Source organism: Morganella psychrotolerans, from assembly GCF_965118875.1.
GTDB lineage: Bacteria > Pseudomonadota > Gammaproteobacteria > Enterobacterales > Enterobacteriaceae > Morganella > Morganella psychrotolerans_C.
Window position 1 is genome coordinate 1 of sequence record NZ_CBCPJD010000026.1, and the last position, 24783, is coordinate 24783.

43 protein-coding genes are annotated in these 24783 nt (G+C 47.0%); 6 read left to right on the plus strand and 37 right to left on the minus strand.

The window, feature by feature from the left end; translation table 11 throughout:
- The first annotated feature begins 187 nt into the window (after positions 1-187).
- Positions 188-733, plus strand: a complete 546-nt coding sequence (locus tag ACMHKJ_RS18545; protein WP_413496301.1) for a gamma carbonic anhydrase family protein — start codon at positions 188-190, stop codon at positions 731-733.
- Here the strand turns inward: ACMHKJ_RS18545 and ACMHKJ_RS18550 are convergent.
- From ACMHKJ_RS18550 to dprA, 5 genes are read right to left on the minus strand one after another with little or no spacing between them, the layout of a single operon-like run.
- A complete protein-coding gene (locus ACMHKJ_RS18550; RefSeq protein WP_413496276.1) occupies positions 709-975 on the minus strand; it encodes a DUF1488 family protein in 267 nt (88 codons plus the stop codon). The genes ACMHKJ_RS18545 and ACMHKJ_RS18550 overlap by 25 nt on opposite strands.
- Entirely contained in the window at positions 972-1787 is an 816-nt protein-coding gene (aroE, locus tag ACMHKJ_RS18555; RefSeq protein WP_413496278.1) for a shikimate dehydrogenase, read from the minus strand. The genes ACMHKJ_RS18550 and aroE overlap by 4 nt, the downstream gene beginning before the upstream one ends.
- A 22-nt stretch (positions 1788-1809) precedes the next feature.
- Entirely contained in the window at positions 1810-2382 is a 573-nt protein-coding gene (tsaC, locus tag ACMHKJ_RS18560) for an L-threonylcarbamoyladenylate synthase type 1 TsaC (protein WP_413496303.1), read from the minus strand.
- Positions 2383-2398: 16 nt separating this feature from the next.
- Complete coding sequence (locus ACMHKJ_RS18565) at positions 2399-2917, minus strand: DNA topoisomerase family protein (RefSeq protein WP_413496279.1); 519 nt, start codon at positions 2915-2917, stop codon at positions 2399-2401.
- 28 nt (positions 2918-2945) lie between these two features.
- Positions 2946-4061, minus strand: coding sequence for a DNA-processing protein DprA (gene dprA, locus ACMHKJ_RS18570; protein ID WP_413496281.1), 1116 nt, complete (start codon positions 4059-4061; stop codon positions 2946-2948).
- 130 nt (positions 4062-4191) lie between these two features.
- Here dprA and def point away from each other — a divergent pair, with 130 nt between their 5' ends.
- From def to mscL, 5 genes are all read left to right on the plus strand, one after another.
- The gene (gene def, locus ACMHKJ_RS18575) at positions 4192-4701 is read left to right on the plus strand and encodes a peptide deformylase (protein WP_413496283.1); all 510 of its coding nucleotides are present in this window, start codon (positions 4192-4194) and stop codon (positions 4699-4701) included.
- A gap of 89 nt (positions 4702-4790) precedes the next feature.
- Positions 4791-5735: a methionyl-tRNA formyltransferase gene (gene fmt, locus ACMHKJ_RS18580; protein ID WP_413496284.1), complete on the plus strand. Its 945-nt coding sequence runs from the start codon at positions 4791-4793 to the stop codon at positions 5733-5735.
- Positions 5736-5819: 84 nt separating this feature from the next.
- A complete protein-coding gene (rsmB, locus tag ACMHKJ_RS18585) occupies positions 5820-7103 on the plus strand; it encodes a 16S rRNA (cytosine(967)-C(5))-methyltransferase RsmB (RefSeq protein ID WP_413496285.1) in 1284 nt (427 codons plus the stop codon).
- A gap of 25 nt (positions 7104-7128) precedes the next feature.
- On the plus strand, positions 7129-8505 hold the full coding sequence (trkA, locus tag ACMHKJ_RS18590) for a Trk system potassium transporter TrkA (RefSeq protein WP_067402006.1): 1377 nt from the start codon (positions 7129-7131) through the stop codon (positions 8503-8505).
- An 86-nt stretch (positions 8506-8591) separates the two neighbouring features.
- The gene (mscL, locus tag ACMHKJ_RS18595) at positions 8592-8999 is read left to right on the plus strand and encodes a large-conductance mechanosensitive channel protein MscL (protein ID WP_413496286.1); all 408 of its coding nucleotides are present in this window, start codon (positions 8592-8594) and stop codon (positions 8997-8999) included.
- 4 nt (positions 9000-9003) lie between these two features.
- Here mscL and ACMHKJ_RS18600 read toward each other — a convergent pair whose 3' ends face one another.
- The 32 genes from ACMHKJ_RS18600 to bfd all read right to left on the minus strand — a co-directional run bounded on the left by ACMHKJ_RS18600 (position 9004) and on the right by bfd (position 24683).
- The gene (locus ACMHKJ_RS18600) at positions 9004-9204 is read right to left on the minus strand and encodes an alternative ribosome-rescue factor A (RefSeq protein WP_413496287.1); all 201 of its coding nucleotides are present in this window, start codon (positions 9202-9204) and stop codon (positions 9004-9006) included.
- A gap of 51 nt (positions 9205-9255) precedes the next feature.
- Entirely contained in the window at positions 9256-9693 is a 438-nt protein-coding gene (zntR, locus tag ACMHKJ_RS18605; RefSeq protein ID WP_413496288.1) for a Zn(2+)-responsive transcriptional regulator, read from the minus strand.
- Positions 9694-9867: 174 nt separating this feature from the next.
- Positions 9868-10254: a 50S ribosomal protein L17 gene (gene rplQ / locus ACMHKJ_RS18610; protein ID WP_067365837.1), complete on the minus strand. Its 387-nt coding sequence runs from the start codon at positions 10252-10254 to the stop codon at positions 9868-9870.
- 37 nt (positions 10255-10291) lie between these two features.
- The gene (locus tag ACMHKJ_RS18615; RefSeq protein WP_067365835.1) at positions 10292-11281 is read right to left on the minus strand and encodes a DNA-directed RNA polymerase subunit alpha; all 990 of its coding nucleotides are present in this window, start codon (positions 11279-11281) and stop codon (positions 10292-10294) included.
- 25 nt (positions 11282-11306) lie between these two features.
- Positions 11307-11927: a 30S ribosomal protein S4 gene (rpsD, locus tag ACMHKJ_RS18620; protein WP_067365832.1), complete on the minus strand. Its 621-nt coding sequence runs from the start codon at positions 11925-11927 to the stop codon at positions 11307-11309.
- Between the two features lie 36 nt (positions 11928-11963).
- A complete protein-coding gene (gene rpsK / locus ACMHKJ_RS18625; protein WP_067365829.1) occupies positions 11964-12353 on the minus strand; it encodes a 30S ribosomal protein S11 in 390 nt (129 codons plus the stop codon).
- Between the two features lie 15 nt (positions 12354-12368).
- On the minus strand, positions 12369-12725 hold the full coding sequence (rpsM, locus tag ACMHKJ_RS18630) for a 30S ribosomal protein S13 (protein ID WP_067365825.1): 357 nt from the start codon (positions 12723-12725) through the stop codon (positions 12369-12371).
- Between the two features lie 145 nt (positions 12726-12870).
- A complete protein-coding gene (rpmJ, locus tag ACMHKJ_RS18635; RefSeq protein WP_015422332.1) occupies positions 12871-12987 on the minus strand; it encodes a 50S ribosomal protein L36 in 117 nt (38 codons plus the stop codon).
- 32 nt (positions 12988-13019) lie between these two features.
- The gene (gene secY / locus ACMHKJ_RS18640) at positions 13020-14351 is read right to left on the minus strand and encodes a preprotein translocase subunit SecY (protein ID WP_067365822.1); all 1332 of its coding nucleotides are present in this window, start codon (positions 14349-14351) and stop codon (positions 13020-13022) included.
- A 7-nt stretch (positions 14352-14358) separates the two neighbouring features.
- Entirely contained in the window at positions 14359-14793 is a 435-nt protein-coding gene (rplO, locus tag ACMHKJ_RS18645) for a 50S ribosomal protein L15 (protein ID WP_067365820.1), read from the minus strand.
- Between the two features lie 3 nt (positions 14794-14796).
- The gene (gene rpmD / locus ACMHKJ_RS18650) at positions 14797-14976 is read right to left on the minus strand and encodes a 50S ribosomal protein L30 (protein ID WP_067365818.1); all 180 of its coding nucleotides are present in this window, start codon (positions 14974-14976) and stop codon (positions 14797-14799) included.
- Positions 14977-14982: 6 nt separating this feature from the next.
- Entirely contained in the window at positions 14983-15483 is a 501-nt protein-coding gene (gene rpsE / locus ACMHKJ_RS18655; RefSeq protein ID WP_413496291.1) for a 30S ribosomal protein S5, read from the minus strand.
- A 14-nt stretch (positions 15484-15497) separates the two neighbouring features.
- A complete protein-coding gene (gene rplR, locus ACMHKJ_RS18660; RefSeq protein ID WP_067423849.1) occupies positions 15498-15851 on the minus strand; it encodes a 50S ribosomal protein L18 in 354 nt (117 codons plus the stop codon).
- 9 nt (positions 15852-15860) lie between these two features.
- On the minus strand, positions 15861-16394 hold the full coding sequence (rplF, locus tag ACMHKJ_RS18665; protein ID WP_067365809.1) for a 50S ribosomal protein L6: 534 nt from the start codon (positions 16392-16394) through the stop codon (positions 15861-15863).
- 15 nt (positions 16395-16409) lie between these two features.
- A complete protein-coding gene (gene rpsH, locus ACMHKJ_RS18670) occupies positions 16410-16802 on the minus strand; it encodes a 30S ribosomal protein S8 (protein ID WP_067365806.1) in 393 nt (130 codons plus the stop codon).
- Between the two features lie 34 nt (positions 16803-16836).
- Entirely contained in the window at positions 16837-17142 is a 306-nt protein-coding gene (gene rpsN / locus ACMHKJ_RS18675) for a 30S ribosomal protein S14 (RefSeq protein ID WP_413496293.1), read from the minus strand.
- A gap of 12 nt (positions 17143-17154) precedes the next feature.
- Complete coding sequence (gene rplE, locus ACMHKJ_RS18680) at positions 17155-17694, minus strand: 50S ribosomal protein L5 (protein WP_067365800.1); 540 nt, start codon at positions 17692-17694, stop codon at positions 17155-17157.
- Positions 17695-17709: 15 nt separating this feature from the next.
- On the minus strand, positions 17710-18024 hold the full coding sequence (gene rplX / locus ACMHKJ_RS18685; protein WP_067365797.1) for a 50S ribosomal protein L24: 315 nt from the start codon (positions 18022-18024) through the stop codon (positions 17710-17712).
- An 11-nt stretch (positions 18025-18035) separates the two neighbouring features.
- A complete protein-coding gene (gene rplN, locus ACMHKJ_RS18690; protein ID WP_067365795.1) occupies positions 18036-18407 on the minus strand; it encodes a 50S ribosomal protein L14 in 372 nt (123 codons plus the stop codon).
- A gap of 173 nt (positions 18408-18580) precedes the next feature.
- Complete coding sequence (gene rpsQ, locus ACMHKJ_RS18695) at positions 18581-18835, minus strand: 30S ribosomal protein S17 (RefSeq protein WP_067365792.1); 255 nt, start codon at positions 18833-18835, stop codon at positions 18581-18583.
- Positions 18835-19026, minus strand: coding sequence for a 50S ribosomal protein L29 (gene rpmC, locus ACMHKJ_RS18700; protein ID WP_027275666.1), 192 nt, complete (start codon positions 19024-19026; stop codon positions 18835-18837). Before rpmC ends, rpsQ begins: the two co-directional genes overlap by 1 nt.
- Entirely contained in the window at positions 19026-19436 is a 411-nt protein-coding gene (rplP, locus tag ACMHKJ_RS18705) for a 50S ribosomal protein L16 (protein ID WP_067365789.1), read from the minus strand. Before rplP ends, rpmC begins: the two co-directional genes overlap by 1 nt.
- Positions 19437-19449: 13 nt before the next feature.
- On the minus strand, positions 19450-20151 hold the full coding sequence (rpsC, locus tag ACMHKJ_RS18710; RefSeq protein WP_413496295.1) for a 30S ribosomal protein S3: 702 nt from the start codon (positions 20149-20151) through the stop codon (positions 19450-19452).
- Positions 20152-20168: 17 nt separating this feature from the next.
- A complete protein-coding gene (gene rplV / locus ACMHKJ_RS18715) occupies positions 20169-20501 on the minus strand; it encodes a 50S ribosomal protein L22 (protein ID WP_067365785.1) in 333 nt (110 codons plus the stop codon).
- Between the two features lie 14 nt (positions 20502-20515).
- Complete coding sequence (gene rpsS / locus ACMHKJ_RS18720; RefSeq protein WP_067365783.1) at positions 20516-20794, minus strand: 30S ribosomal protein S19; 279 nt, start codon at positions 20792-20794, stop codon at positions 20516-20518.
- A gap of 14 nt (positions 20795-20808) precedes the next feature.
- Positions 20809-21633: a 50S ribosomal protein L2 gene (rplB, locus tag ACMHKJ_RS18725; protein WP_413496297.1), complete on the minus strand. Its 825-nt coding sequence runs from the start codon at positions 21631-21633 to the stop codon at positions 20809-20811.
- 19 nt (positions 21634-21652) lie between these two features.
- Positions 21653-21955, minus strand: a complete 303-nt coding sequence (rplW, locus tag ACMHKJ_RS18730; RefSeq protein WP_067365775.1) for a 50S ribosomal protein L23 — start codon at positions 21953-21955, stop codon at positions 21653-21655.
- Positions 21952-22557: a 50S ribosomal protein L4 gene (rplD, locus tag ACMHKJ_RS18735; RefSeq protein WP_067365773.1), complete on the minus strand. Its 606-nt coding sequence runs from the start codon at positions 22555-22557 to the stop codon at positions 21952-21954. The genes rplW and rplD overlap by 4 nt, the downstream gene beginning before the upstream one ends.
- Before the next feature lie 16 nt (positions 22558-22573).
- Positions 22574-23203: a 50S ribosomal protein L3 gene (gene rplC, locus ACMHKJ_RS18740; RefSeq protein ID WP_067365771.1), complete on the minus strand. Its 630-nt coding sequence runs from the start codon at positions 23201-23203 to the stop codon at positions 22574-22576.
- A 31-nt stretch (positions 23204-23234) separates the two neighbouring features.
- Positions 23235-23546 (minus strand): 30S ribosomal protein S10, encoded by a 312-nt coding sequence (rpsJ, locus tag ACMHKJ_RS18745; RefSeq protein WP_001181005.1) that lies wholly within the window; start codon positions 23544-23546, stop codon positions 23235-23237.
- Between the two features lie 346 nt (positions 23547-23892).
- Complete coding sequence (gene bfr, locus ACMHKJ_RS18750) at positions 23893-24369, minus strand: bacterioferritin (RefSeq protein WP_413496299.1); 477 nt, start codon at positions 24367-24369, stop codon at positions 23893-23895.
- Between the two features lie 122 nt (positions 24370-24491).
- Positions 24492-24683, minus strand: a complete 192-nt coding sequence (gene bfd / locus ACMHKJ_RS18755) for a bacterioferritin-associated ferredoxin (RefSeq protein WP_067401977.1) — start codon at positions 24681-24683, stop codon at positions 24492-24494.
- Positions 24684-24783: the final 100 nt, after the last annotated feature.

The following is a 24783-nucleotide window of genomic DNA, read 5'->3' on the forward strand; positions in this document are numbered from 1 at the left end:
AGGGCGCATTATAGGGAGCTTTTATTTTTGCACAACTCTTTTTTTGAATTTCCTTACTGACTGTTTGTCTTTTGAGCATTGAGTCGTATTTTTCGGCAATTCCGCCCGAAAGTTACATTGCCTGTGGTGAACTCTCTGGCTAAGATCACTAAAATTCATTAATACACAGAAATAAACAGAGGTAATAATTGTGAATAAACTCCGCCCTTATCTGACATTGACACCATCCATTGGTAAAAATGTCATGATCGACAACTCTTCTGTCATTATCGGTGATGTTCGTATAGCAGATGATGTCGGTATCTGGCCGCTTGTTGTGGCACGCGGGGATGTAAACTACATTCAGATAGGACAGCGTACAAATATTCAGGATGGTTCTGTTTTACATGTATCCCATCAGACCAGCGATAACCCGGCAGGCCATCCTCTTATTATTGGTGATGATGTGACGGTCGGTCACAAAGTAATGCTGCACGGTTGTACTATCGGGGATCGTGTTCTTGTGGGGATGGGCTCGACTCTGCTGGATGGCGTGGTTGTTGAAGATGACGTTATTATCGGCGCAGGCAGTCTGGTATCTCCCGGTAAACGACTGGAAAGCGGATACCTTTACTTAGGCAGCCCCGCAAAAGTTGCCCGCCCGCTGAAACCGGAAGAATATGAAGGGCTGAAACATTCAGCAGATAACTATGTCATGTGGAAAAACGACTATCTGTCGCAGGGTAACCGATAAAGTGATTCTTCAGCTCCATCCTTTTCAATAAACTCAGCGAACTCTTCCTCCAGATCCCAACGGTTCCGGCGGAAGAGAGCCAGCATATCTTCGTCAATATCTGTCCCGTAGCGGGATTCCAAATATTGTCCGGAGACACAGCAATCAGACAAAAAACCGTTAATCATGACCGGAAAGATAATACATTGCTGATCATCATCCCTGGATTCACGGTCAGGAAACTGAATTGACTGATTCATCATGCCATCCTCTGTTTAAGCTGTGCCAGTACCGGTGCGATATCAGGTAAAACGCCATGCCATAATTTAAAGGCGAAAGCCGCTTGTCCGGCCAGCATTCCAAGCCCGTCAGCATAGCGCACCACGCCATTATCCACAGCAAGTTGCAGGAACGGTGTCAGCCCTGCCCGGTAAAACATGTCATAGCAGGCAACCGTGTTATTCAACAACGATACCGGGATCTGTGGTACGCCACCGTCAACACCGGATGATGTTGCATTAATAATAAGAGAAAAACCGGTTGTATCCGTTTTATCTGTGGCCACCGCACTAACATCACCATATACAGAAAATTGTTCCGCCAGGGATTGTGCTTTAGCTAGTGTCCTGTTTGTAACAGTAACCGCACCGCCCGCCCGTAACAATGGCAACAATGCCCCCCGGGCTGCACCACCAGCACCTATCAGCAAAATTTTCCCGCCAGGGCGGATGAAATTGAGACGCTGCAAATCAATCACCAGCCCTTCACCATCCGTATTATCGCCAAATATCCGGTTATTCTCTTTCAGATGCAGTGTATTTACGGCTCCGCAAATTTGAGCCCGCTCGCTCAATTCATCTGATAGCGCGTAAGCCTGCTCTTTAAAAGGCAGAGTCACATTAGCGCCAAGCCCGCCATCAGCAAAAAAAGCAGAAATACAATCACGAAAACCGGCCAGTGGAGAGAGTATCCGCTCATAGCTCAGCTCAATGTCAAATTGCTTTGCAAATTCCTGATGAATAAACGGTGACTGACTGTGTGCAATGGGATGACCAAAAACAGCAAATTTTTTCATTCCTGATCCTTTTGGTACTCTGTCAGCCCTGACGATATAACTGCCCGGTCAGTGCATCACGGATTTCAGACGGATTCGGTCGCCCGCCGACCAGACCATCCACCACCGGGATGCGCCTGTTAAACTGCTGATTAACTTCCTCAGTTGTCCGGCAGGGTTCATAACCGCTCAGATTTGCACTGGTCGAAACAACCGGCTTTCCATAGGCTGAACATAATGCTTTTACCACCGGATGGTCAGTCACACGAACGGCCAGCGAGTCAAAACGCCCGGTCAGCCACTTCGGCGTTGTTGATTTTGCCGGTATAACCCAGGTAACCGGACCCGGCCATGTGGCAAACATCGCATCACGTTGTTCAGTTGTCAGCCGCGAATCATCAATATAGGGTTTTACCTGATCGTAATTATCAGCGATTAAAATCAAGCCTTTATCCCACGGGCGCTGCTTCAGATCCAGTAGTGCCATTACGGCTTTTTCACTATCCGGATCACAACCCAGACCAAATACCGCCTCGGTCGGATAAGAGATAACCTTATGATTGTTAAGCATATTTATTATTTCATCGAAATTAGTTGCTGTGTCATTATGATTCATCATTCTTCTCATTTTGTTATTTTTGTTGTTTTGCGCAGGCTTTACTCGCACAACTTAATTTTATACCCGCCGCCGTCTTCTTTTCCACCAGTAGCGGATAATGGCAATATTCGCACTCACCAACAACCGGTTGATTATTAATTGAAAATTGACACGCCGGATAACGATTACAGGCATAAAATGTTTTTCCGAACCGAGATTTACGCTGGAGCAGCTTTCCGTCATGGCATTGCGGGCAAGCCATTGTTGTTTCATCAGGTGAATTCATAGAGGCCACATATTCACATTCCGGATAATTACCACATCCGATAAACATGCCATACCTCCCCTGACGCAAAACCAGCGTTCCTCCGCACTGCGGACACAACTGTCCGTCCAGCACTTTTATAATGTGTCCGTCAGTCCCTGCTTTTAACGGACGGATATAATCACACTCAGGATAGGCAGAGCAGCCGAAAAAAGGCCCGTGGGCGCCATTACGGATAACCAGTTGCCCGCCACATTGCGGACAGCACTCTGCTGTTGATGTTGACATTTTAATTTCACCTTACGCCAATACCGTTTTATTTATGCAGGCGGATATATCCCCCGCTAACCACGGCTATTTTACCCGATAACTCAAGCTGCAACAGTTGTGTGGTCACCTCAGTGACCGGTAGTTCACACCGTTGTGCAATAACATCCGGCGGAGTGGGTTCATCATCCACATTAATCAGCACATGTGCAAATGGCAACTCTTCCTGCTCTGCAATAGCCTCTTCTTCTTTAATTTCTTTAACCTTCTGTATATCCGGTAACGGAAGCCACTGCATATCCAACGCGAGATGATCCGTAATATCAGGTGGTGCAGTCGCAATATACGCGCCCTGCTGCAATAGCCAGTGGTTACCTTCATAAGCCGGATGCCCCAGTACCGCCGGAAGAGTGAAAACATCCCGCCCCTGTTCCAGTGCACACTGCGCGGTGATCAGTGATCCACTCCGCCGACCTGCTTCAATAACAATCAGCAAGCGGCTCAGCCCACTGATAATACGGTTACGGCGGGGAAAGTTTTTTGCCAGCGGAGGAATATCCGGAAAGTATTCGGAGACAAGCGCCCCTTTCTCTGTGATTGTTTCCGCCAGTTGCCGGTGTCTTGCGGGATAAATATGAGAAAGCCCGCTGCCTAATACCGCGATAGTTTTCCCGCCCGCCGCCAATGCCGCGCGATGACAGCATCCGTCAATTCCGGCAGCCAGCCCGCTCGTTATTACCAGGTCATGCTGCACCAGATGACGGGTAAAGGATTCAGCCCATTTCTCACCATAATGGGTTGTGGCGCGACTACCCACCAGGCTGACCTGCGGCGCGGACAACTCTGCACACTGCCCTGCCACAAAAAGCACAGTCGGAGGGGAATAGATCTGCTTTAATAAAAATGGATAGAGTGGTGATGACAGAGGCAATATCGAGTTACCCGGTAAATCAGTCCATAAAAGTGCTGTTTTCAGCCGTGATGAATTCACATTCATAAACTGCTGACATTGCGCCAGTGTTAATCCGCAATGGTATAACTGCCGCTGGATCTGTGCTTTTTTCTGTGAGCAGATCTCCGTCAGTGTTTTCGCCACACTAACGGCATGATGTGTACTTAACCGCCTGATACACGCCAGGCGTAACCAAATTTCCCTTTCGTCCATCCTGCCATCCCGGCTGAGCCTGTGATAAAAATGCGGTATCCGCTATGTGCAATACTGTCAATCAGGCTGATAACTGTCTAGAATAGACATTAATTTCCATCCATTTTTTAGATAGAACACGAAAAAATCTATGGCGTTATTAACTGTATTACATTATCCCGACGAGCGGCTTCGCAAGATTGCAAAGCCTGTCGAAAAAGTCGATGCTGCGATCCAAAAGATCGTCGATGATATGTTTGAAACAATGTATGAAGAGGAAGGCATCGGGCTGGCAGCGACTCAGGTTGATGTCCACCAGCGCATTATTGTGATTGATGTATCCGAAGAACGAAACGAGCGTCTGGTACTGATTAACCCTGAGCTGATTGAAAAATCCGGGGAAGCCGGAATTGAAGAAGGTTGTTTATCAATTCCTGAACAGCGGGCGTTTGTACCGCGTGCTGAGCACGTAAAAATCAGGGCGCTTGACTATAATGGCAAGCCTTTCGAGCTGGAAACCGGTGATTTACTGGCCATTTGTATCCAGCATGAAATGGATCACCTGGAAGGTAAACTATTCGTTGATTACCTTTCTGCTCTGAAACGCCAGCGCATCCGCCAGAAAGTCGAGAAAATGGACAGGCTCAACGGCCGTTCATAATACCCGGCGGCTTTTTACCTGCCACATGCCGCTATAGTGCTCCGGCGCTGTAACTGTTTGTGGCATTATTATTCTTACAGGAAAGCAACGTGTCAGATTCATTACGTATTATTTTTGCAGGAACGCCTGATTTTGCCGCACGCCATCTGAATGCGCTGATTAACTCAGAGCATGACGTCGTTGGCGTATTAACCATGCCGGATCGCCCGGCCGGACGCGGAAAAAAGATCACCGCAGGACCGGTAAAAGAACTGGCACAGCAGCACGATATTCCTGTATTTCAGCCGGCAACATTACGCAAAGAAGAGAATCATCAGTGGCTGCGCGAACAGCAGGCTGACATCATGATTGTCGTGGCTTACGGGATGATTTTACCACAGGCAGTGCTGGATATTCCGCGCCTGGGTTGCCTGAATGTTCATGGTTCACTGCTGCCGGCATGGCGCGGAGCCGCACCTATTCAGCGCGCCCTGTGGGCCGGAGACGCTGAAACCGGTGTTACCATTATGCAGATGGATGCCGGTCTGGATACCGGTGACATGCTCTACAAAGCCTCATGTGATATCACCGCAGAAGATACCAGCGCATCATTATATGAAAAACTGGCTGATATCGGACCACAGGCGCTGTTGCATACATTATCACTGGTTTGCCGGAACGAATTACAGCCGGAACCGCAGAACAGCGGGCTGGTAACCTATGCAGAAAAACTGAGCAAAGAAGAAGCCCGGCTGGACTGGAATTTATCCGCAGCACAGCTTGAGCGCTGCATCCGCGCATTTAATCCGTGGCCGGTCAGTTATCTGGTCATTGATGAACAACCGGTAAAAGTCTGGCAGGCAAATGTGATAGCAGAGCCTGTCACTGCGGCACCCGGAACAATCATCCGTGCAGATAAGTCCGGTATACAAATAGCAACGACTGACGGCATTCTGAATATGACGCAATTACAGCCCGCCGGTAAAAAACCGATGTCAGCGACTGATATCCTGAATTCGCGTAAAGAGTGGTTTATCCCCGGTAACACACTTTAATTATGTTCCGTGGCCGACAACAGCCCCGGTGGTATGCCGGCCACGCCTTCTCTTCATCATTATCGCCGGCGCACCGGAACAACAATGAAAAACAGTTATAACTTACGCAGTATTGCAGCCAAAGCCATCAGCCAGGTATTGGATCAGGGACAATCTCTCAGTGCTATCCTGCCTGATTATCAGCGGGATATTAATCCGAAAGATAAAGCACTGCTTCAGGAGCTATGCTTTGGCGTGATGCGGGTTCTGCCTGAGCTGGAGTGGTATTCTCAGCAATTAATGGCAAAACCACTAACCGGAAAGCAGCGCGTGCTGCACTATCTGATTTTAACCGGGCTTTATCAGCTCCGTTATACCCGAATCCCGCCTCATGCGGCATTATCAGAGACAGTAAACGGTGCAGTGGTACTGAAAAAACCACAACTAAAAGGACTGATTAACGGCGTATTACGTCAGTTTCAGCGCCAGGAGCCGCAACTTGCTGAGCGTTTTGCCAATACAGAAAGCCGCTGGTTACATCCGAAATGGTTACTCTCCCGTATTCAGGCTGCTTACCCTGATAAATGGGAATCAGTCATAACCGCGAACAATGAAAAGCCACCGATGTGGCTGCGGATTAACCGTAATCACCACTCTGCACCTGTTTATCAGGCGCTTCTGGCGGAAGCCGGGATTGAAGCCTTTTATAACCCGTCATATCCGGATGCACTTCGCCTGGCAATACCCTGTCCGGTTACTGACCTGCCGGGGTTTTCTGAAGGCTGGGCGACTGTCCAGGACAGCTCAGCGCAGGGCTGCGCCCTTTTGTTAGCGCCGCAGAATAATGAAACTATTTTAGATTTATGTGCCGCTCCCGGTGGGAAAACAACTCATATTTTAGAGATTGCTCCCCACGCACACGTCATGGCTGTTGATGTGGATAAACAACGTTTAACACGGGTAAATGAGAATTTACAGCGACTGAAACAGCACGCCACGGTCAAAACCGGTGACGGACGTTATCCGGAACAATGGGTAGAATCACAAATGTTTGATCGTATCCTGCTGGATGCGCCCTGCTCCGCGACCGGCGTCATCAGACGGCATCCGGATATTAAATGGCTGCGCCGCGACAGTGATATTGATGAGCTGGCAGCACTGCAACGGGAGATACTGGAAGCGATCTGGCCATATCTCAAACCCGGCGGAACAATGGTGTATGCGACCTGCTCCGTATTACCGGAAGAAAACATTCATCAGGTAAATCATTTCCTGTCCGCTCACAGTGATGCGGTATTAACTGACACGCCGGTATCCGGTTATCAGATGCTGCCGGATGCACAAAGCGGAGACGGATTCTTTTACGCTAAACTGACTAAACGTAGCTGATAAACAAAACCGGACGATCATTTATATGAAAATTATTATTCTCGGTGCCGGGCAAGTCGGCGGCACACTGGCAGAAAACTTAGTTGATGAGAACAACGATATTACTGTTGTGGATACTAATCCGGACAGACTGCGCCAGTTACAGGATAAATTCGATCTCCGGGTTATCAATGGATCCGGCTCACATCCCCGCGTGCTTCGGGAAGCCGGCGCAGAAGATGCCGATATGCTCGTGGCGGTGACCAATTCTGACGAAACGAATATGATAGCCTGCCAGGTCGCTTATACCTTATTTAATACACCGAATAAGATAGCGCGGATCCGATCTTCCGAATATGTACGTGAGGCGGATAAACTATTTCTGCCCGAAGCCATTCCGATTGACTACCTGATAGCCCCTGAGCAACTGGTTATCGATAATATCTATAAGCTTATCCAATACCCCGGCGCATTGCAGGTTGTTAATTTTGCCGAGGGCCGGGTCAGTATTGTGGCAGTAAAAGCTTACTATGGCGGTTCCCTGGTCGGGAATGCACTCTCCAGCCTGCGCGAGCATATGCCACATATTGAAACGCGCGTCGTTGCGATTTTCCGTCAGGACCGACCAATTCGTCCCCAGGGTTCAACGATTATTGAAGCTGGCGATGAAGTGTTTTTTGTCGCTGCATCAGAACATATCCGCGCCGTCATGAGTGAATTACAGCGACTGGAAAAACCGTATAAACGGATCATGATTGTCGGTGGCGGAAACGTAGGTGCCGGACTGGCGTTACGTATCGAAAAAGATTACAGCGTTAAACTGATTGAGCATAACCCCACCCGTGCAACAGATCTGGCAGAATTACTGCATGACACCATCGTTTTTTACGGTGATGCCTCTGACCAGGAATTATTGGCAGAGGAACATATTGAGCAGGTCGATGTATTTATCGCTCTGACCAATGATGATGAAGCTAATATTATGTCCGCGATGCTCGCCAAACGTATGGGCGCCAAAAAAGCCATGGTACTCATTCAGCGGAGTGCTTATGTTGATCTCGTTCAGGGCGGCGTCATTGATATTGCCATCTCCCCGCAACAAGCAACAATCTCAGCCTTACTTGGACATGTACGCAAAGCAGATATTGTCAGTGTATCCTCATTACGTCGTGGTGTAGCTGAAGCAATTGAGGCAATTGCCCACGGAGATGAAAATACGTCTAAGGTTGTCGGGCGAAAAATTGCCAATATTAAGCTGCCACCGGGCACAATAATCGGTGCTATTGTCAGAGATGAACAGGTAATTATTGCAAATGACGAGCACAGTATTGAACAAGGAGATCATGTTGTGCTGTTTATCACTGATAAACGCCATGTTCCGGAGGTGGAAAAGCTCTTCCAACCGAGTCCATTCTTCCTATAAATAGTTACTTAATGCTTTGATAGTTAATGTTATTGGTCTTATACTCGAAGATGACAACTTGTTAACATTTAGGTAAGGGATGAGCTATGAGCTTCATAAAAGAGTTTCGTGAATTTGCTATGCGCGGAAACGTCGTCGATATGGCCGTCGGTATTATTATCGGTGCGGCATTCGGGAAAATCGTTTCCTCATTAGTTGCCGATATCATCATGCCACCGCTGGGATTACTTATCGGGGGTATTGATTTCAAACAATTCACTGTCGTGCTACGCGAGGCAAGTGGTAGTGCTCCTGCGGTTTTACTTAATTATGGCGTCTTTCTACAAACTGTATTTGATTTTGTCATCGTGGCATTTGCCATCTTTATTGCAATCAAAATGCTGAATAAATTACGTCGTGAGCAAGCTGAAGCACCAGCTGAACCAGAGGCACCTCCGGTTGAACAGCAGTTATTAACTGAAATCCGTGATTTATTAAAAGAACAAAATAAATAATAAACTAAAAGGCCGGTAGTAAAAGATCCTCGAATCGTTTACTACCGGCCTCCCGGTTATCTGCCTTATTGAATTTTTCTTTCCGGTTATAACTTCCTTTTCCTTTCTTATTTTTCTCAACCCGCTGACGAAAAATCGGGTCAGATAATAGTGCTTCCAGGGCATTGTCATTTATTATGCCGCGCTTATGCGCATACTTTGTCATAGTAACCTCATTAACTATGTTGTTTTTTTAAAATGTTATTTATAAAACATATTATTTACTTTTTACTGAGCAACCACAAGGCTCTACAGCACCCTGTTCAAGGATCTCCAAAATAGTACATTGCGAACTGACGTGTGCCGTACCACAGCATGCATCACTAAGCATTTTCAAAGAATCCCGCATACGTTGCATTTCAACCAACTTACTTTCCACATCTTTGAGCCGTTCATCAACAATCTGTTTCGACTCCTGACAAGTATGATGCTCAGGATCAACACGGATCGATAATAATTCACTGATCGCATCCAGTGTAAAACCCAGTTGTTTCGCATACCGGATAAACCGCAGCCGGTGCAAGTCTTGCTCTGTATATAAACGGTATCCGCCATCTGTCCGGGACTGATGATCCATCATTCCCTGCTTTTCATAGAAACGGATGGTATCCGGAGTGACTTCTGCAAGTTTTGCCAGCTGACCAATTCGGTACATAAGAAATCTCCTGACATCATTAAGTGCGAAATCATAATAGCAGAATAGTAAAATTTTGTATGTTGCCGGGAAGAATAAGAGGATATGAGCTATAGGGGGAATTGAGCGGCACTACTAATAAAAAGCAGAAATAAAAAAACCGGGTAAAACCCGGTTTTTTTACACAGCAACAGATTACTCTGCTACTGCTTCCGTCTGGGATTCAGCACGGTCAACAAGCTCAATGTAAGCCATTGGAGCATTGTCACCGGTACGGAAACCACATTTCAGAATGCGGGTGTAACCACCTGCACGCTGTGCGAAACGCGGGCCCAGTTCGTTGAACAGTTTTGCCACGATCTCGTTATCACGAGTACGGGCGAAAGCTAAACGACGGTTAGCAACGCTATCCGTTTTAGCCAGGGTAATCAACGGCTCAACAACGCGACGCAGTTCTTTTGCTTTAGGCAAAGTCGTCTTGATTATCTCATGACGAACTAAAGAACCGGCCATGTTACGAAACATAGCTTGGCGATGGCTGCTGTTGCGGTTCAATTGACGACCACTCATACGATGGCGCATGACCTTATCCTTCTCAGTAAAACCTTAACCTGTGATCTTATTCGTCAGCAATACTTGCCGGTGGCCAGTTTTCCAGGCGCATGCCCAGAGATAAGCCACGAGATGCCAGAACGTCTTTAATTTCAGTAAGTGATTTCTTACCGAGGTTAGGCGTTTTGAGCAACTCAACTTCTGTACGCTGAACCAGATCACCGATGTAGTGGATTGCTTCTGCCTTGAGACAGTTAGCAGAGCGGACAGTCAATTCGAGATCGTCTACAGGGCGCAGTAAAATCGGATCGAATTCTGGCTTCTCTTCTTTCACTTCTGGCTGACGAACATCACGTAAGTCAACAAAAGCTTCCAGCTGTTCAGCCAAAATAGTCGCTGCACGGCGAATTGATTCTTCTGGATCAATTGTACCGTTAGTTTCCATTTCGATGACCAATTTATCCAAGTCAGTGCGCTGCTCAACACGTGCGGCTTCAACATTGTAAGCAATACGCTCAACTGGGCTGTAGCACGCGTCTACTAACAGACGACCGATTGGGCGCTCATCTTCCTCCGAATGAATTCGGGCAGACGCCGGAACATAACCACGACCACGCTGAACTTTAATGCGCATATTAATAGATGCGCCTTCGTCAGTGAGGTGGCAAATTACGTGCTCCGGCTTGACGATCTCAACATCACCGTCATGGATGATGTCGGCTGCAGTCACAGGGCCAATGCCAGATTTATTCAAGGTTAAGATAACATCATCTTTCCCCTGAAGCTTAACCGCCAGCCCTTTCAGGTTGAGCAGAATTTCCAGGATATCTTCCTGTACACCTTCTTTAGTGCTGTACTCATGGAGTACACCATCAATCTCAACCTCAGTTACCGCACAACCCGGCATAGACGAAAGCAGAATACGGCGCAGTGCGTTACCCAGAGTATGACCGAAGCCACGCTCTAATGGTTCAAGGGTCACCTTGGCGTGCGTCGAACTGATTTGCTCGATATCAACCAGGCGCGGTTTTAGAAACTCTGTCACAGAACCCTGCATTGTGTCCTCTCTTTGGTGCTAAGCTTTACTTGGAGTAAAGCTCGACGATCAGGTGCTCGTTAATATCAGCAGAAAGGTCAGTACGCTCAGGAATACGTTTGAACACACCTTCCATTTTCGCAGCATCAACTTCCAACCAAGTTGGTTTTTCACGCTGCTCAGCCAGCTCTAAAGCAGCCTTAATACGAGACTGTTTTTTCGCTTTTTCACGAATGCTGATTACGTCGTTAGGGGAAACCTGATAAGAAGCAATGTTTACGACACGGCCATTTACCATTACAGCTTTATGTCCGACGATTTGACGTGATTCTGCACGTGTCGCACCAAAGCCCATACGATAAATAACGTTATCTAAACGGCCTTCCAGCAGAGTCAGCAGGTTTTCACCTGTGTTGCCTTTAAGACGAGTTGCTTCTTTATAGTAGTTACGGAACTGACGTTCCAGCACGCCGTACATACGACGAACTTTTTGCTTTTCACGTAACTGAACACCATAATCAGACAGACGCGGTTTACGTGCGCCGTGCTGGCCTGGTGCTTGATCTAATTTACACTTGGTGTCAATCGCGCGAACACCAGACTTCAGAAAGAGGTCTGTTCCCTCGCGACGGCTCAGCTTGAGCTTAGGACCCAAATATCTAGCCATTTTCTTTCTCCAACTATCCTAAAAACGTAAGAGCGATTAAACGCGACGTTTTTTCGGAGGACGACAACCGTTATGAGGGATCGGAGTCACATCAGTAATATTCGTGATGCGGAAACCGGCCGCGTTTAACGCGCGAACAGTTGACTCACGGCCAGGACCAGGTCCTTTAACCATAACTTCCAGATTCTTAATACCGTACTCTTTCACAGCCTCTGCGCAACGTTCTGCTGCAACTTGTGCTGCGAATGGAGTTGATTTACGAGAACCACGGAAACCGGAACCACCGGCAGTTGCCCAACCTAATGCGTTACCCTGACGATCAGTAATAGTAACGATTGTGTTGTTGAAAGAAGCATGGACATGAGCCACACCGTCAGAGACTTGTTTTCTTACACGCTTGCGTGCACGAACAGGTGCTTTTGCCATTATAAGATTCCCCGATTATTTCTTGATCGGCTTACGCGGACCCTTGCGGGTACGTGCGTTAGTCTTGGTACGCTGACCGCGTACTGGAAGACCACGACGATGGCGTAAACCACGATAGCAACCAATGTCCATAAGACGTTTGATGCTGAGGGTCACTTCACGGCGCAAGTCACCTTCTACAACGTATTTAGCAACTTCGTCACGCAGCTGGTCGATTTGCTCTTCAGATAGCTCACTGATCTTAACATTTTCAGCAATACCCGTCGCTTTACAGATAGACTGTGAACGGGTTAAGCCGATACCGAAAATTGATGTTAATGCAATTACGGCATGTTTATGATCAGGAATGTTAATGCCTGCTATACGGGCCACTATGCACTCCTAAATAATTTGGGGTAATACTGTTCTGAAAAGCCCGTTTTCAGGATACTCAAACAGTAAAACCGCATTTAACCAAAAGATTGGCTGGCTAATTTAGCCAGCTCAACCCAACTTTGCAAGAAAAATATGCTTTTTATTAGCCTTGACGCTGTTTATGCTTAGGCTCAGCACTGCAAATCACACGCACGACACCGTGACGCTTAACGATTTTGCAGTTACGGCATAATTTCTTGACGGAAGCACGAACTTTCATTTTTACTCTCCGTAACTTCTAAAGCCACCGAATTAACGGTTATAACCTTTGAGGTTCGCTTTTTTCAATGCAGACTCATACTGACTTGACATCATCAGAGTTTGCACTTGAGCCATAAAGTCCATGATGACCACAACCACGATTAAGAGGGAAGTACCACCAAAGTAGAAAGGCACTTTCATTGCGTCACGCATGAACTCCGGGATTAGGCAGATAAAGGTAATATACAACGCGCCAACTAATGTTAAACGAGTCATTACTTTATCGATGTACTTGGCCGTTTGCTCTCCCGGACGAATTCCTGGTACAAATGCACCGGACTTCTTCAGGTTATCTGCTGTTTCTCTTGGATTAAATACCAATGCGGTATAAAAGAAACAGAAGAATATGATTGCAGTAGCATAAAGTAACACATAGAGCGGCTGGCCCGGCTGCAGATACATAGAAATTGTTGTCAGCCAATCCCAACCCGTACCATCACCGAACCAAGATGCAATTGTACCAGGGAACAGGATAATACTGGAAGCAAAAATTGCAGGAATTACACCCGCCATATTCACTTTCAACGGTAAATGTGTACTTTGTGCCGCATATACACGGCGGCCTTGCTGACGTTTTGCATAGTTAACGACGATACGACGCTGACCACGCTCCATGAAGACAACAAAGCAAGTAACCGCAAACACTAAAACTGCAACCAATAGCAACAGGAGGAAGTGCAGTTCGCCTTGACGAGCCTGCTCGATGGTGTGACCGATTGCCGACGGTAAACCCGCGACAATACCTGCGAAGATAATGATTGAGATACCGTTACCGATACCACGTTCAGTAATCTGTTCGCCAAGCCACATCAGGAACATAGTTCCCGTCACCAAACTTACAACAGCCGTGAAATAGAATGCAAAGCCCGGATTAATTACCAGACCCTGCATACCAGGCATATTTGGTAAGCCGGTCGCGATACCGATAGACTGGAAAATCGCGAGGACTAACGTACTATACCGGGTGTACTGGCTAATCTTACGACGGCCAGCTTCCCCTTCTTTCTTAATCTCAGCTAAGCGTGGATTAACCACACTCAGAAGCTGGATAATAATAGATGCCGAAATATACGGCATGATACCCAGCGCAAAGATAGAAGCACGACTCAACGCACCACCAGAGAACATGTTAAACATTTCAATGATGGTGCCCTGTTGTTGCTCGAGCAATTTCGCAAGAACAGTGGCATCAATACCAGGGATAGGAATGAAAGAACCAATACGGAAAACAATCAGTGCGCCGATAACAAACAATAAACGACGCTTTAACTCACCTACTCCGCCTTTAGCACTTTGGAAATCTGTACCTGGTTGCTTTGCCATCTGTTACTTATTCCTCGATTTTACCGCCAGCAGCTTCGATAACAGCACGAGCGCCTTTAGTAACACGCAGGCCGCGTACAGTAACTGCACGAGTCAGTTCACCTGAAAGAAACACTTTCGCGTATTCAATCTGTGGACCAATAACGTTTGCGGCTTTCAATACATTGAGATCGATTTCATCGCCTTCGATCAACTGCAGATCAGATAAACGGATCTCAGCAGTGACCATCGCTTTACGTGAAGTAAAGCCGAATTTTGGCAGACGACGATATAAAGGCATCTGGCCACCTTCAAACCCACGACGTACGCCACCGCCAGAACGAGAGCTCTGACCTTTGTGACCACGGCCGGCGGTTTTACCGAGACCTGAACCAATACCACGACCTACACGTCTTGGTGCGTGTTTAGCACCTGCTGCCGGAGACAGAGTATTTAATTGCATCTGTTACTCCTCAACCTTAACCATATAGGAAATACGATTGACCATACCACGAACCGCAGGTGTATCTTCGCGTTCAACAGTGTGACCAATATGACGCAGACCTAAACCGACCAGCGTTGCCTTGTGTTTAGGCAGGCGGCCGATTGAGCTGCGGATTTGTGTAATTTTAATAGTCTTAGCCATGGTCCATTACCCCAGAATTTCTTCGACGGATTTACCACGCTTAGCTGCAACCATTTCCGGAGACTTCATGCTATCTAAAGCGTCCAGCGTTGCACGAACAACGTTCATTGGATTCGTGGAACCGTAGGTTTTAGCCAGAACGTTGCGAACACCGGCGACGTCAAGCACAGCACGCATTGCACCACCGGCGATAATACCGGTACCTTCGTGAGCAGGCTGCATAAACACGCGGGAACCGGTGTGTGCGCCTTTCACTGGGTGGAATAACGTACCGCTGTTGAGTGCAACGGTTCTCATGTTGCGACGGGCTTTTTCCATCGCTTTCTGGATTGCTGCCGGAACTTCGCGCGCCTTACCGTAACCAAAACCAACGCGACCATTACCATCACCCACTACAGTCAATGCAGTGAAACTGAAGATACGACCACCTTTAACAGTTTTAGATACGCGGTTTACCGCGATTAGCTTTTCCTGCAGTTCGCCAGCCTGTTTTTCGATGTGTGCCATCTTACACCTCTACCTTAGAACTGTAGGCCAGCTTCACGGGCAGCATCTGCCAGTGCCTGGACTCGACCATGATATTGGAAACCAGAACGGTCAAAGGAAATACGAGTAATCCCTTTTTCCAGTGCGCGCTCAGCAATAGCTTTACCTACTGCGATTGCGGCATCTTTGTTTCCTGTGCTTTTTACTTGCTCGCTGATAGCTTTTTCTAAAGTAGAAGCGGCAACCAACGTTTCAGAACCGTTTGGTGCAATAACCTGCGCATAAATATGGCGTGGGGTACGATGTACCACCAGTCGCGTCGCACCAAGTTCCTGGAGCTTGCGGCGTGCGCGGGTCGCACGACGGATACGAGCTGCTTTCTTATCCATAGTGTTACCTTACTTCTTCTTAGCCTCTTTAATACGCACGACTTCGTCGGCGTAGCGAATACCTTTACCTTTATAAGGTTCAGGGCGACGATAGGCTCTCAGGTCTGCCGCTATCTGGCCAACTACTTGCTTATCAGCACCTTTCAGTACGATTTCAGTCTGAGTCGGACATTCAGCAGTAACACCTGCCGGTAGTTTGTGCTCAACCGGATGAGAGAAACCTACAGACAGGTTTACTACATCACCTTTGATAGCGGCACGATAACCTACACCTACCAGTTGCAGCTTCTTAGAGAAGCCTTCGGTAACACCAACGACCATAGCGTTAACCAGCGCACGAGTTGTACCAGCTTGTGCCCATGCGTCGGTATAACCGTCACGTGGACCAAATGTTAACTGGTTGTCCGCTTGTTGAACTTCTACAGCGTTGTGGACATTACGGCTCAGCTCGCCGTTTTTACCCTTAATCGAAATAACCTGACCGTTGAGTTTTACCTCTACGCCGGCAGGAATGACGACGGGTGCTTTTGCAACACGAGACATGCTTTCCTCCCGATATTATGCTACGTAGCAGAGAATCTCGCCACCAAGACCAGCCTGGCGAGCTGCACGATCAGTCATTACACCTTTAGATGTAGAAATAACTGCGATACCCATACCTGCCATAACTTGTGGCAGATCGTCTTTGCGCTTATAAATACGCAGACTCGGGCGGCTTACGCGTTGAATACTTTCTACAACCGCCTGACCCTGGAAATACTTAAGAGTTAATTCCAGTTCCGGCTTGGTGTCGCCTTCGATTTTAAAATCTTCAATATAACCTTCTTCCTTCAGCACGTTGGCAATTGCCACTTTCAGCTTGGAGGAAGGCATGGTGACCGCAACTTTATTCGCGGTCTGACCGTTACGGATACGGGTCAGCATATCCGCGATGGGATCTTGCATGCTCATCTGTCTTTACTCCCGTGATTCAAAATGGTGACAATTACCAGCTTGCTTTCTTAAGGCCAGGGATTTCACCGCGCATAGCGGCTTCACGGACCTTAATACGGCTTAAGCCAAACTTCCGCAGAAAACCATGTGGACGCCCGGTTTGGCGGCAACGGTTACGCTGACGGGAAGGACTGGAATCACGTGGCAGAGATTGAAGCTTCAGAACAGCATCCCAACGATCATCATCTGATGCGTTAACATCGGAGATGGTAGCTTTCAGTTCTGCGCGTTTTGCGAAGAATTTCTCAGCTAAATTTGCACGCTTTACATCACGCGCTTTCATAGATTTCTTAGCCATGAATACCCTGCCTTACTTGCGAAACGGGAAGTTAAACGCTGATAACAGTGCGCGACCTTCGTCATCTGATTTCGCTGTGGTAGTGATAGTAATATCAAGACCACGTACACGATCCACTTTATCGTAATCGATTTCAGGGAAGATGATTTGTTCACGTACGCCCATGCTGTAGTTACCGCGACCATCGAAAGACTTAGCGGATAAACCGCGGAAGTCACGAATACGTGGTACAGCAATAGAAATCAGACGCTCAAAGAACTCCCACATGCGTTCGCCACGCAGGGTTACTTTACAGCCGATTGGATAGCCCTGGCGGATTTTGAAGCCTGCAACAGATTTGCGTGCTTTGGTGATCAATGGCTTTTGACCAGAGATTGCTGCTAAGTCAGCCGCTGCGTTATCCAGCAGTTTTTTATCAGCAATTGCTTCACCAACACCCATATTCAGGGTGATCTTCTCGACCCGAGGGACTTGCATGACAGAATTGTAGCTAAACTGAGACATCAGTTGTTTAACTACATCGTCTTTATAAAAATCATGCAGTTTCGCCATCGTATACTCCAAAAGTTACTTGATAGTTTCGCTGTTAGATTTGAAGAAACGGACTTTTTTGCCGTCTTCGAATCTAAAACCTACACGGTCAGCCTTGCCGGTTGCCGCATTGAAGATTGCAACGTTAGAAACCTGAATTGCAGCTTCTTTTTCAACGATGCCACCTGGTTGGTTCAGGGCCGGAACCGGCTTCTGATGTTTCTTAACCAGATTGATACCTTCAACGAGGACTTTCCCGGAAGAAAGAACCTGTTTTACTTTACCGCGCTTACCTTTGTCTTTCCCGGTTAGCACAATAATTTCGTCATCACGACGGATTTTTGCTGCCATAGTGCCGCTCCTTAGAGTACTTCAGGTGCCAGTGAGATAATTTTCATAAACTTCTCGTTACGAAGTTCACGAGTTACCGGCCCAAAAATACGCGTACCGATAACTTGCTCGCTGTTATTGTTTAACAATACACAAGCGTTGCTATCGAAGCGAATGACAGAACCGTCAGGGCGACGAACACCCTTCTTGGTGCGCACCACTACTGCTTTCAGAACATCACCTTTTTTAACTTTACCACGCGGAATTGCTTCCTTGATGGTAATTTTGATAATGTCGCCTACGGCTGCGTAGCGACGGTGCGAGCCACCTAGAACCTTGATACACATTACGCGACGTGCACCGGAGTTATCGGCAACGGTCAGCATAGTCTGTTCTTGGATCATTTTAGTGCTCCGCTAAAAGTCAACTACTACTGAGCCAGTCCAAAAGGGAATGGCTGTCCAAATACCCATATATCGAGGGCGCGGCATTATAACACCACATCTTCGTTATGGATAGAAAAAAATAAACGGCTCATAAAGCCGAGCCGTTTATTCTACACCAGAAAACCAGGCTATTACAGCTCTGCTTTTTCTAAGATGCGAACTAAGGCCCAAGATTTAGTCTTGGACAGTGGACGGGTTTCACGAATTTCAACGAGATCCCCTGTACCACATTCATTGTTCTCATCATGTACGTGCAGTTTGGTCGTACGTTTGATGAACTTACCATACAGCGGGTGTTTCACCATACGCTCGATAGTCACAACAATGGATTTCTCCATTTTGTCACTAACAACACGACCTTGCAGAGTACGGATTTTATCGGTCATTACGCACCCGCCTTCTCAGTCAATAAAGTCTTAACACGTGCAACATTACGACGCACTTGTTTCAACAGATGAGACTGTTGTAACTGGCCGCTTGCCGCTTGCATACGCAGGTTAAATTGCTCGCGCAGCAGGTTCAGCAGCTCAGTGTTCAGCTCTTCAACGCTTTTTTCACGCAGCTCTTTTGCTTTCATTACATCACCGTCTTAGTTACAAAGGTGGTTTTGATAGGCAGTTTAGCTGCTGCCAGCTTGAATGCTTCACGAGCAAGCTCTTCTGATACGCCGTCCATTTCATACAGGACTTTGCCAGGCTGGATTAAGGCAACCCAATATTCTACGTTACCTTTACCTTTACCCATACGCACTTCAAGAGGTTTTTCAGTGATAGGTTTGTCTGGGAACACACGGATCCAGATTTTACCCTGACGCTTAACTGCACGGGTCATAGCACGACGTGCTGCTTCGATCTGACGGGCAGTCAGACGACCACGGCCAACAGCTTTCAGACCATAAGTGCCGAAGCTCACATCCGCGCCAGCTGCCAGGCCGCGGTTACGGCCTTTGTGCATCTTACGGAATTTTGTACGCTTTGGTTGTAACATTCAGCGACTCTCCTTACTTACGGCCTTTACGCTGCTGTTTTTTAGGTTGAGCAGACGGTTTTTCCGCCTGTTCAACTGCAGCCATGCCACCCAGGATCTCGCCTTTGAAGATCCACACTTTAACGCCGATCACACCATAAGTAGTTTGTGCTTCAGATGTATTGTAATCGATGTCTGCACGCAGGGTATGCAAAGGCACACGGCCTTCACGATACCACTCAGTACGCGCGATTTCAGCGCCGCCTAAACGACCGCTTACTTCCACTTTAATACCTTTAGCGCCTAAACGCATCGCGTTCTGTACAGCACGCTTCATAGCACGACGGAACATAACACGACGTTCCAGCTGTGAAGTGATGCTGTCAGCAACTAATTTTGCGTCCAGTTCAGGTTTACGTACTTCGGCAATATTAATTTGCGCAGGAACGCCAGCGATGTCTGAAACGCTTTTACGCAGTTTCTCGACGTCTTCGCCTTTTTTACCGATTACGATACCAGGGCGGGCAGTGTGAATAGTCACACGAATGCTTTTAGCCGGACGTTCGATAACGATGCGTGATACTGACGCTTTTTCCAGTTCTTTTGTTAAGTACTTACGTACTTTGAAATCGCCGTCTAAATTGTCAGCGAATTCTTTGGTGTTCGCAAACCAGGTAGAGTTCCAAGGTTTAACAATACCCAGGCGAATACCATTTGGATGTACTTTCTGACCCATTGCTAGTCTCCAGAGTCTCAGCGATCGGACACAACCACAGTAATGTGACTGGTGCGCTTAAGAATACGATCTGCACGACCTTTTGCACGAGGCATGATGCGCTTCATGGTTGGGCCGTCGTCAACGAAAATCTTCGCTACTTTCAGATCATCGATGTCAGCGCCATCGTTGTGTTCTGCGTTAGCAATAGCAGACTCCAGGACTTTTTTAACTAAACCAGCAGCTTTCTTGTTGGTAAAAGCTAAAATTTCCAGAGCTTGCGACACCTTCTTACCGCGGATCAGGTCAGCCACCAGGCGAACCTTCTGAGCAGAAGAACGAGCGTGGCGATGCATAGCAATAGTTTCCATCTCTTCCTCCTACCTTATTTCTTTTTGGCTTTTTTATCAGCCACATGGCCGCGATAAGTACGAGTCGGTGCGAATTCGCCCAGTTTGTGACCGACCATTTCATCGGTGACATAAACAGGAACATGCTGACGACCATTATGGACAGCGATGGTCAAACCGATCATGTTAGGAAAGATCGTTGAACGACGGGACCAAGTCTTAACAGGCTTTTTGTCACCGCTTTCCACCGCTTTCTCTACCTTCTTCAGCAAGTGCAGGTCAATAAAAGGACCTTTCTTGAGAGAACGTGGCATGGCTTATCCTCTAATTATTTCTTAGTACGACGATGAACGATGAAGTGTTCAGTGCGTTTGTTTTTACGGGTCTTCTTACCTTTAGTCTGAACGCCCCAAGGTGTTACAGGGTGTTTACCAAAGTTACGACCTTCACCACCACCATGTGGATGGTCAACTGGGTTCATCGCAGTACCGCGAACGGTAGGACGAATACCACGCCAGCGACTTGCACCAGCTTTACCCAGAACGCGCAGCATGTGTTCAGCGTTACCAACTTCACCTAAAGTTGCACGGCAATCTGAAGGGATTTTACGCATTTCACCGGAGCGCAGACGGATAGTGACATATGCACCATCACGCGCAACGATTTGAACGTAAGTACCTGCAGAACGTGCTAACTGACCGCCTTTGCCTGGTTTCATTTCTACGTTATGAACAGTAGAACCAACCGGGATGTTGCGCATTGGCAAAGCGTTACCCGCTTTGATTGCTGCATCAACACCTGACTGGATTTGATCACCAGACTTCAGGCCTTTAGGCGCCAGGATATAACGGCGTTCGCCGTCTTTGTACAATACCAGAGCAATATTTGCTGAACGATTTGGATCATATTCCAAACGTTCCACAACAGCCGGGATACCGTCTTTATTGCGTTTAAAGTCAATAATACGGTAATTCTGCTTATGACCACCACCGATGTGACGGGTAGTGATACGGCCATTGTTGTTACGACCACCTGACTTGTTGTTTTTCTCAAGCAGTGGGGCGTAAGGCTTGCCCTTATGAAGCTCAGGGTTAACCACTTTAACAACGTGGCGACGGCCCGGAGACGTAGGTTTACATTTAACAATTGCCATTGTTCTTTACTCCTCCGACTTATTCAGCGCCGCCGACGAAGTCCAGATTCTGGCCTTCCTGCAGGGTGACGTAAGCTTTTTTCCAGTCACTACGACGACCGGAACGCTGACCGTGGCGCTTCACTTTGCCTTTAACAAGCAGAGTGTTAACACCTTCAACTTTGACTTCAAACAGTTTTTCAACTGCAGCTTTAACTTCAGCTTTAGTCGCGTCTTTAGCAACTTTGAGCACGATGGTATTTGTTTTTTCCATCGCGGTAGACGCTTTTTCAGATACGTGCGGCGCGCGCAGTACTTTTAGCAGACGTTCTTCACGGATCATGCCAGCATCTCCTCAACTTGCTTAACTGCTTCAGCAGTCATCACTACTTTTTTGAACGCGATCAGACTGACCGGATCAATAGCAGTGACATCACGCACGTCAACCTTGTACAGGTTGCGAGCTGCTAAGAACAAGTTCTCATCAACTTCGTGGGTGATAATCATCACGTCTTCTAACGCCATGTCTTTCAATTTCTGTACCAGCAGCTTAGTTTTAGGCGCTTCGACAGCAAAATTTTCGACGATAATCAGACGATCCTGACGTACCAGTTCGGACAGAATGCTTTTCAGCGCGCCGCGGTACATCTTTTTGTTAACTTTTTGACTGTGGTCCTGTGGTTTCGCTGCGAACGTGATACCACCAGAGCGCCAGATTGGACTCTTAACAGAACCAGCTCGAGCACGACCAGTACCTTTTTGGCGCCATGGTTTTTTACCAGACCCAGTAACTTCAGCACGAGTTTTCTGAGCACGTGTACCTTGACGAGCACCAGCTGCGTAAGCAACAACTACTTGATGGACAAGTGCTTCATTGAAATCACGCCCGAAGGTAGTTTCGGAAACAGTCAGCGCGCTTTGCGCGTCTTTCATTACCAATTCCATTCCTATCTCCTCGACGTTAAGCCTTGACAGCTGGTTTAACAATCAGGTTGCTACCGGTTGCACCCGGGACAGCACCTTTTACCAGCAGCAGGTTGCGTTCAGCGTCAACGCGAACGACATCCAGGCTCTGAACGGTTACACGTTCGTTACCCAGTTGACCTGCCATTTTCTTGCCTTTAAATACCTTACCCGGAGTCTGGTTCTGACCGATAGAACCCGGAGCACGGTGAGACAAGGAGTTACCATGTGTAGCATCCTGAGTACGGAAGTTCCAACGCTTAACAGTACCAGCGAAGCCCTTACCTTTGGATGTACCAGTAACGTCAACTTTCTTAACGTCAGCGAAAATTTCAACACTGATGCTTTGGCCAACAGTAAATTCTTCACCCTCTGACAGGCGGAATTCACGTAACAGGCGACCAGCTTCAACACCAGCTTTTGCGAAATGTCCAGCTTTAGGTTTGTTCACACGGCTTGCTTTTTTGCTGCCGGTGGTAACCTGAACTGCACGATAACCATCAGTATCTTCAGATTTAACCTGAGTTACGCGGTTATTTTCGATTTCGATAACAGTAACAGGGATTGATACGCCATCTTCAGTGAAGATGCGGGTCATACCCACTTTTTTACCGACTAAACCAATCATTGTTTCAACCTCTCAATCAATTGATACCTGATTAACCCAGGCTGATCTGCACGTCAACGCCGGCAGCCAGATCCAGACGCATCAGAGCATCAACGGTTTTTTCAGTTGGCTCAACGATGTCAACCAGACGCTTATGAGTGCGAATTTCGTACTGATCGCGCGCATCTTTATTGACGTGCGGAGAAATCAGAACGGTAAAACGCTCTTTACGGGTCGGCAGCGGGATAGGACCACGAACTTGCGCACCAGTGCGCTTTGCAGTCTCTACGATTTCCGCAGTTGATTGATCGATAAGGCGATGATCAAAAGCTTTAAGGCGGATACGGATTCTTTGGTTCTGCATGAGACCAGAGCTCCAACTATTTTATAAACGTAAAAAATTACTCCTCGCACCCATTTCGATTGACGGGGGAGTGTAATCATTCTCGATGTAATCCCCATATCGGGAATATTTTCATAAAGGGCTAAACATCAGCCATTTAATGCTGGTATCAACCAGGCTTACTCTATTGGTAAGCCCGCGTATTATACGTGGATAAAAGCCGAAAGCAAGCAACAAACCGGGATTTGTGCAAATTATCTCCGCCATAGTTTTGACGGATGCTAATACCTGTGCATCACAGAATAAAAAAACCGCCGGTAAGAATATAATATCTTCCGGCGGTTTCATAATGTACTTTTATTTACACTTATTCATCTTCAGCCATCTGGGCCTGCTGATAGTTTTGCAAGCCAACACGGTCTATCAGATCTAACTGCGTTTCAATCCAGTCGATATGCGACTCTTCTTCTACCAGGATTTTAATCATTAAATCACGGCTGACATAGTCTTGTTTGGAATCAGCATAGGCGATAGCTTCGCGTAAATCTTTGGCGCCATCCAGTTCCAGCTGAAGGTCTGATTTAAGCATTTCTTCAACGTCTTCACCAATATGCAACTTACCGAGATCCTGAAGATTCGGAAGCCCTTCCAGAAATAAAATACGCTCAATATATTCATCGGCGTGTTTCATCTCATCTATTGATTCTTCATATTCTTTATTATTAAGCTTAGTCAGTCCCCAATTTTTGAACATACGCGCATGGAGAAAGTACTGATTAATTGCAACCAGCTCATTCCCGAGCAGTTTATTCAAATAAGAGATCATTTTTTTATCGCCTTTCATATGCCCTCCTTGTTTCCAGTCTGTTTAGTATAGACCCGGCAATCCAACCGTGAGGATATTACAGTGATAAAATGGCGATACAGCTCAAGAAATTGACAGACAGGGATAAATCCGGAGGAAATTCAGGCTACCTGATCAACCGCTACGGACATGTTTTCTTCCGAGATAACGGCTTTTGCATGGCGGATACACTTACCACACTCATTACCGACAGGAATGATTTTACGTAATTCACCAAACGAATGAACCTGATGCCGGCGCACCACATTACGAATAGCTTTATCACTGATAGCATTACACAGACAAACGTACATTATCATTCCTCCCGATTCAGACAAAGAGTAAATGATAATCAATATTATTACAATTGCGATTATGTAAATTTAGGTATGTACTATCAAAATACAGATATAA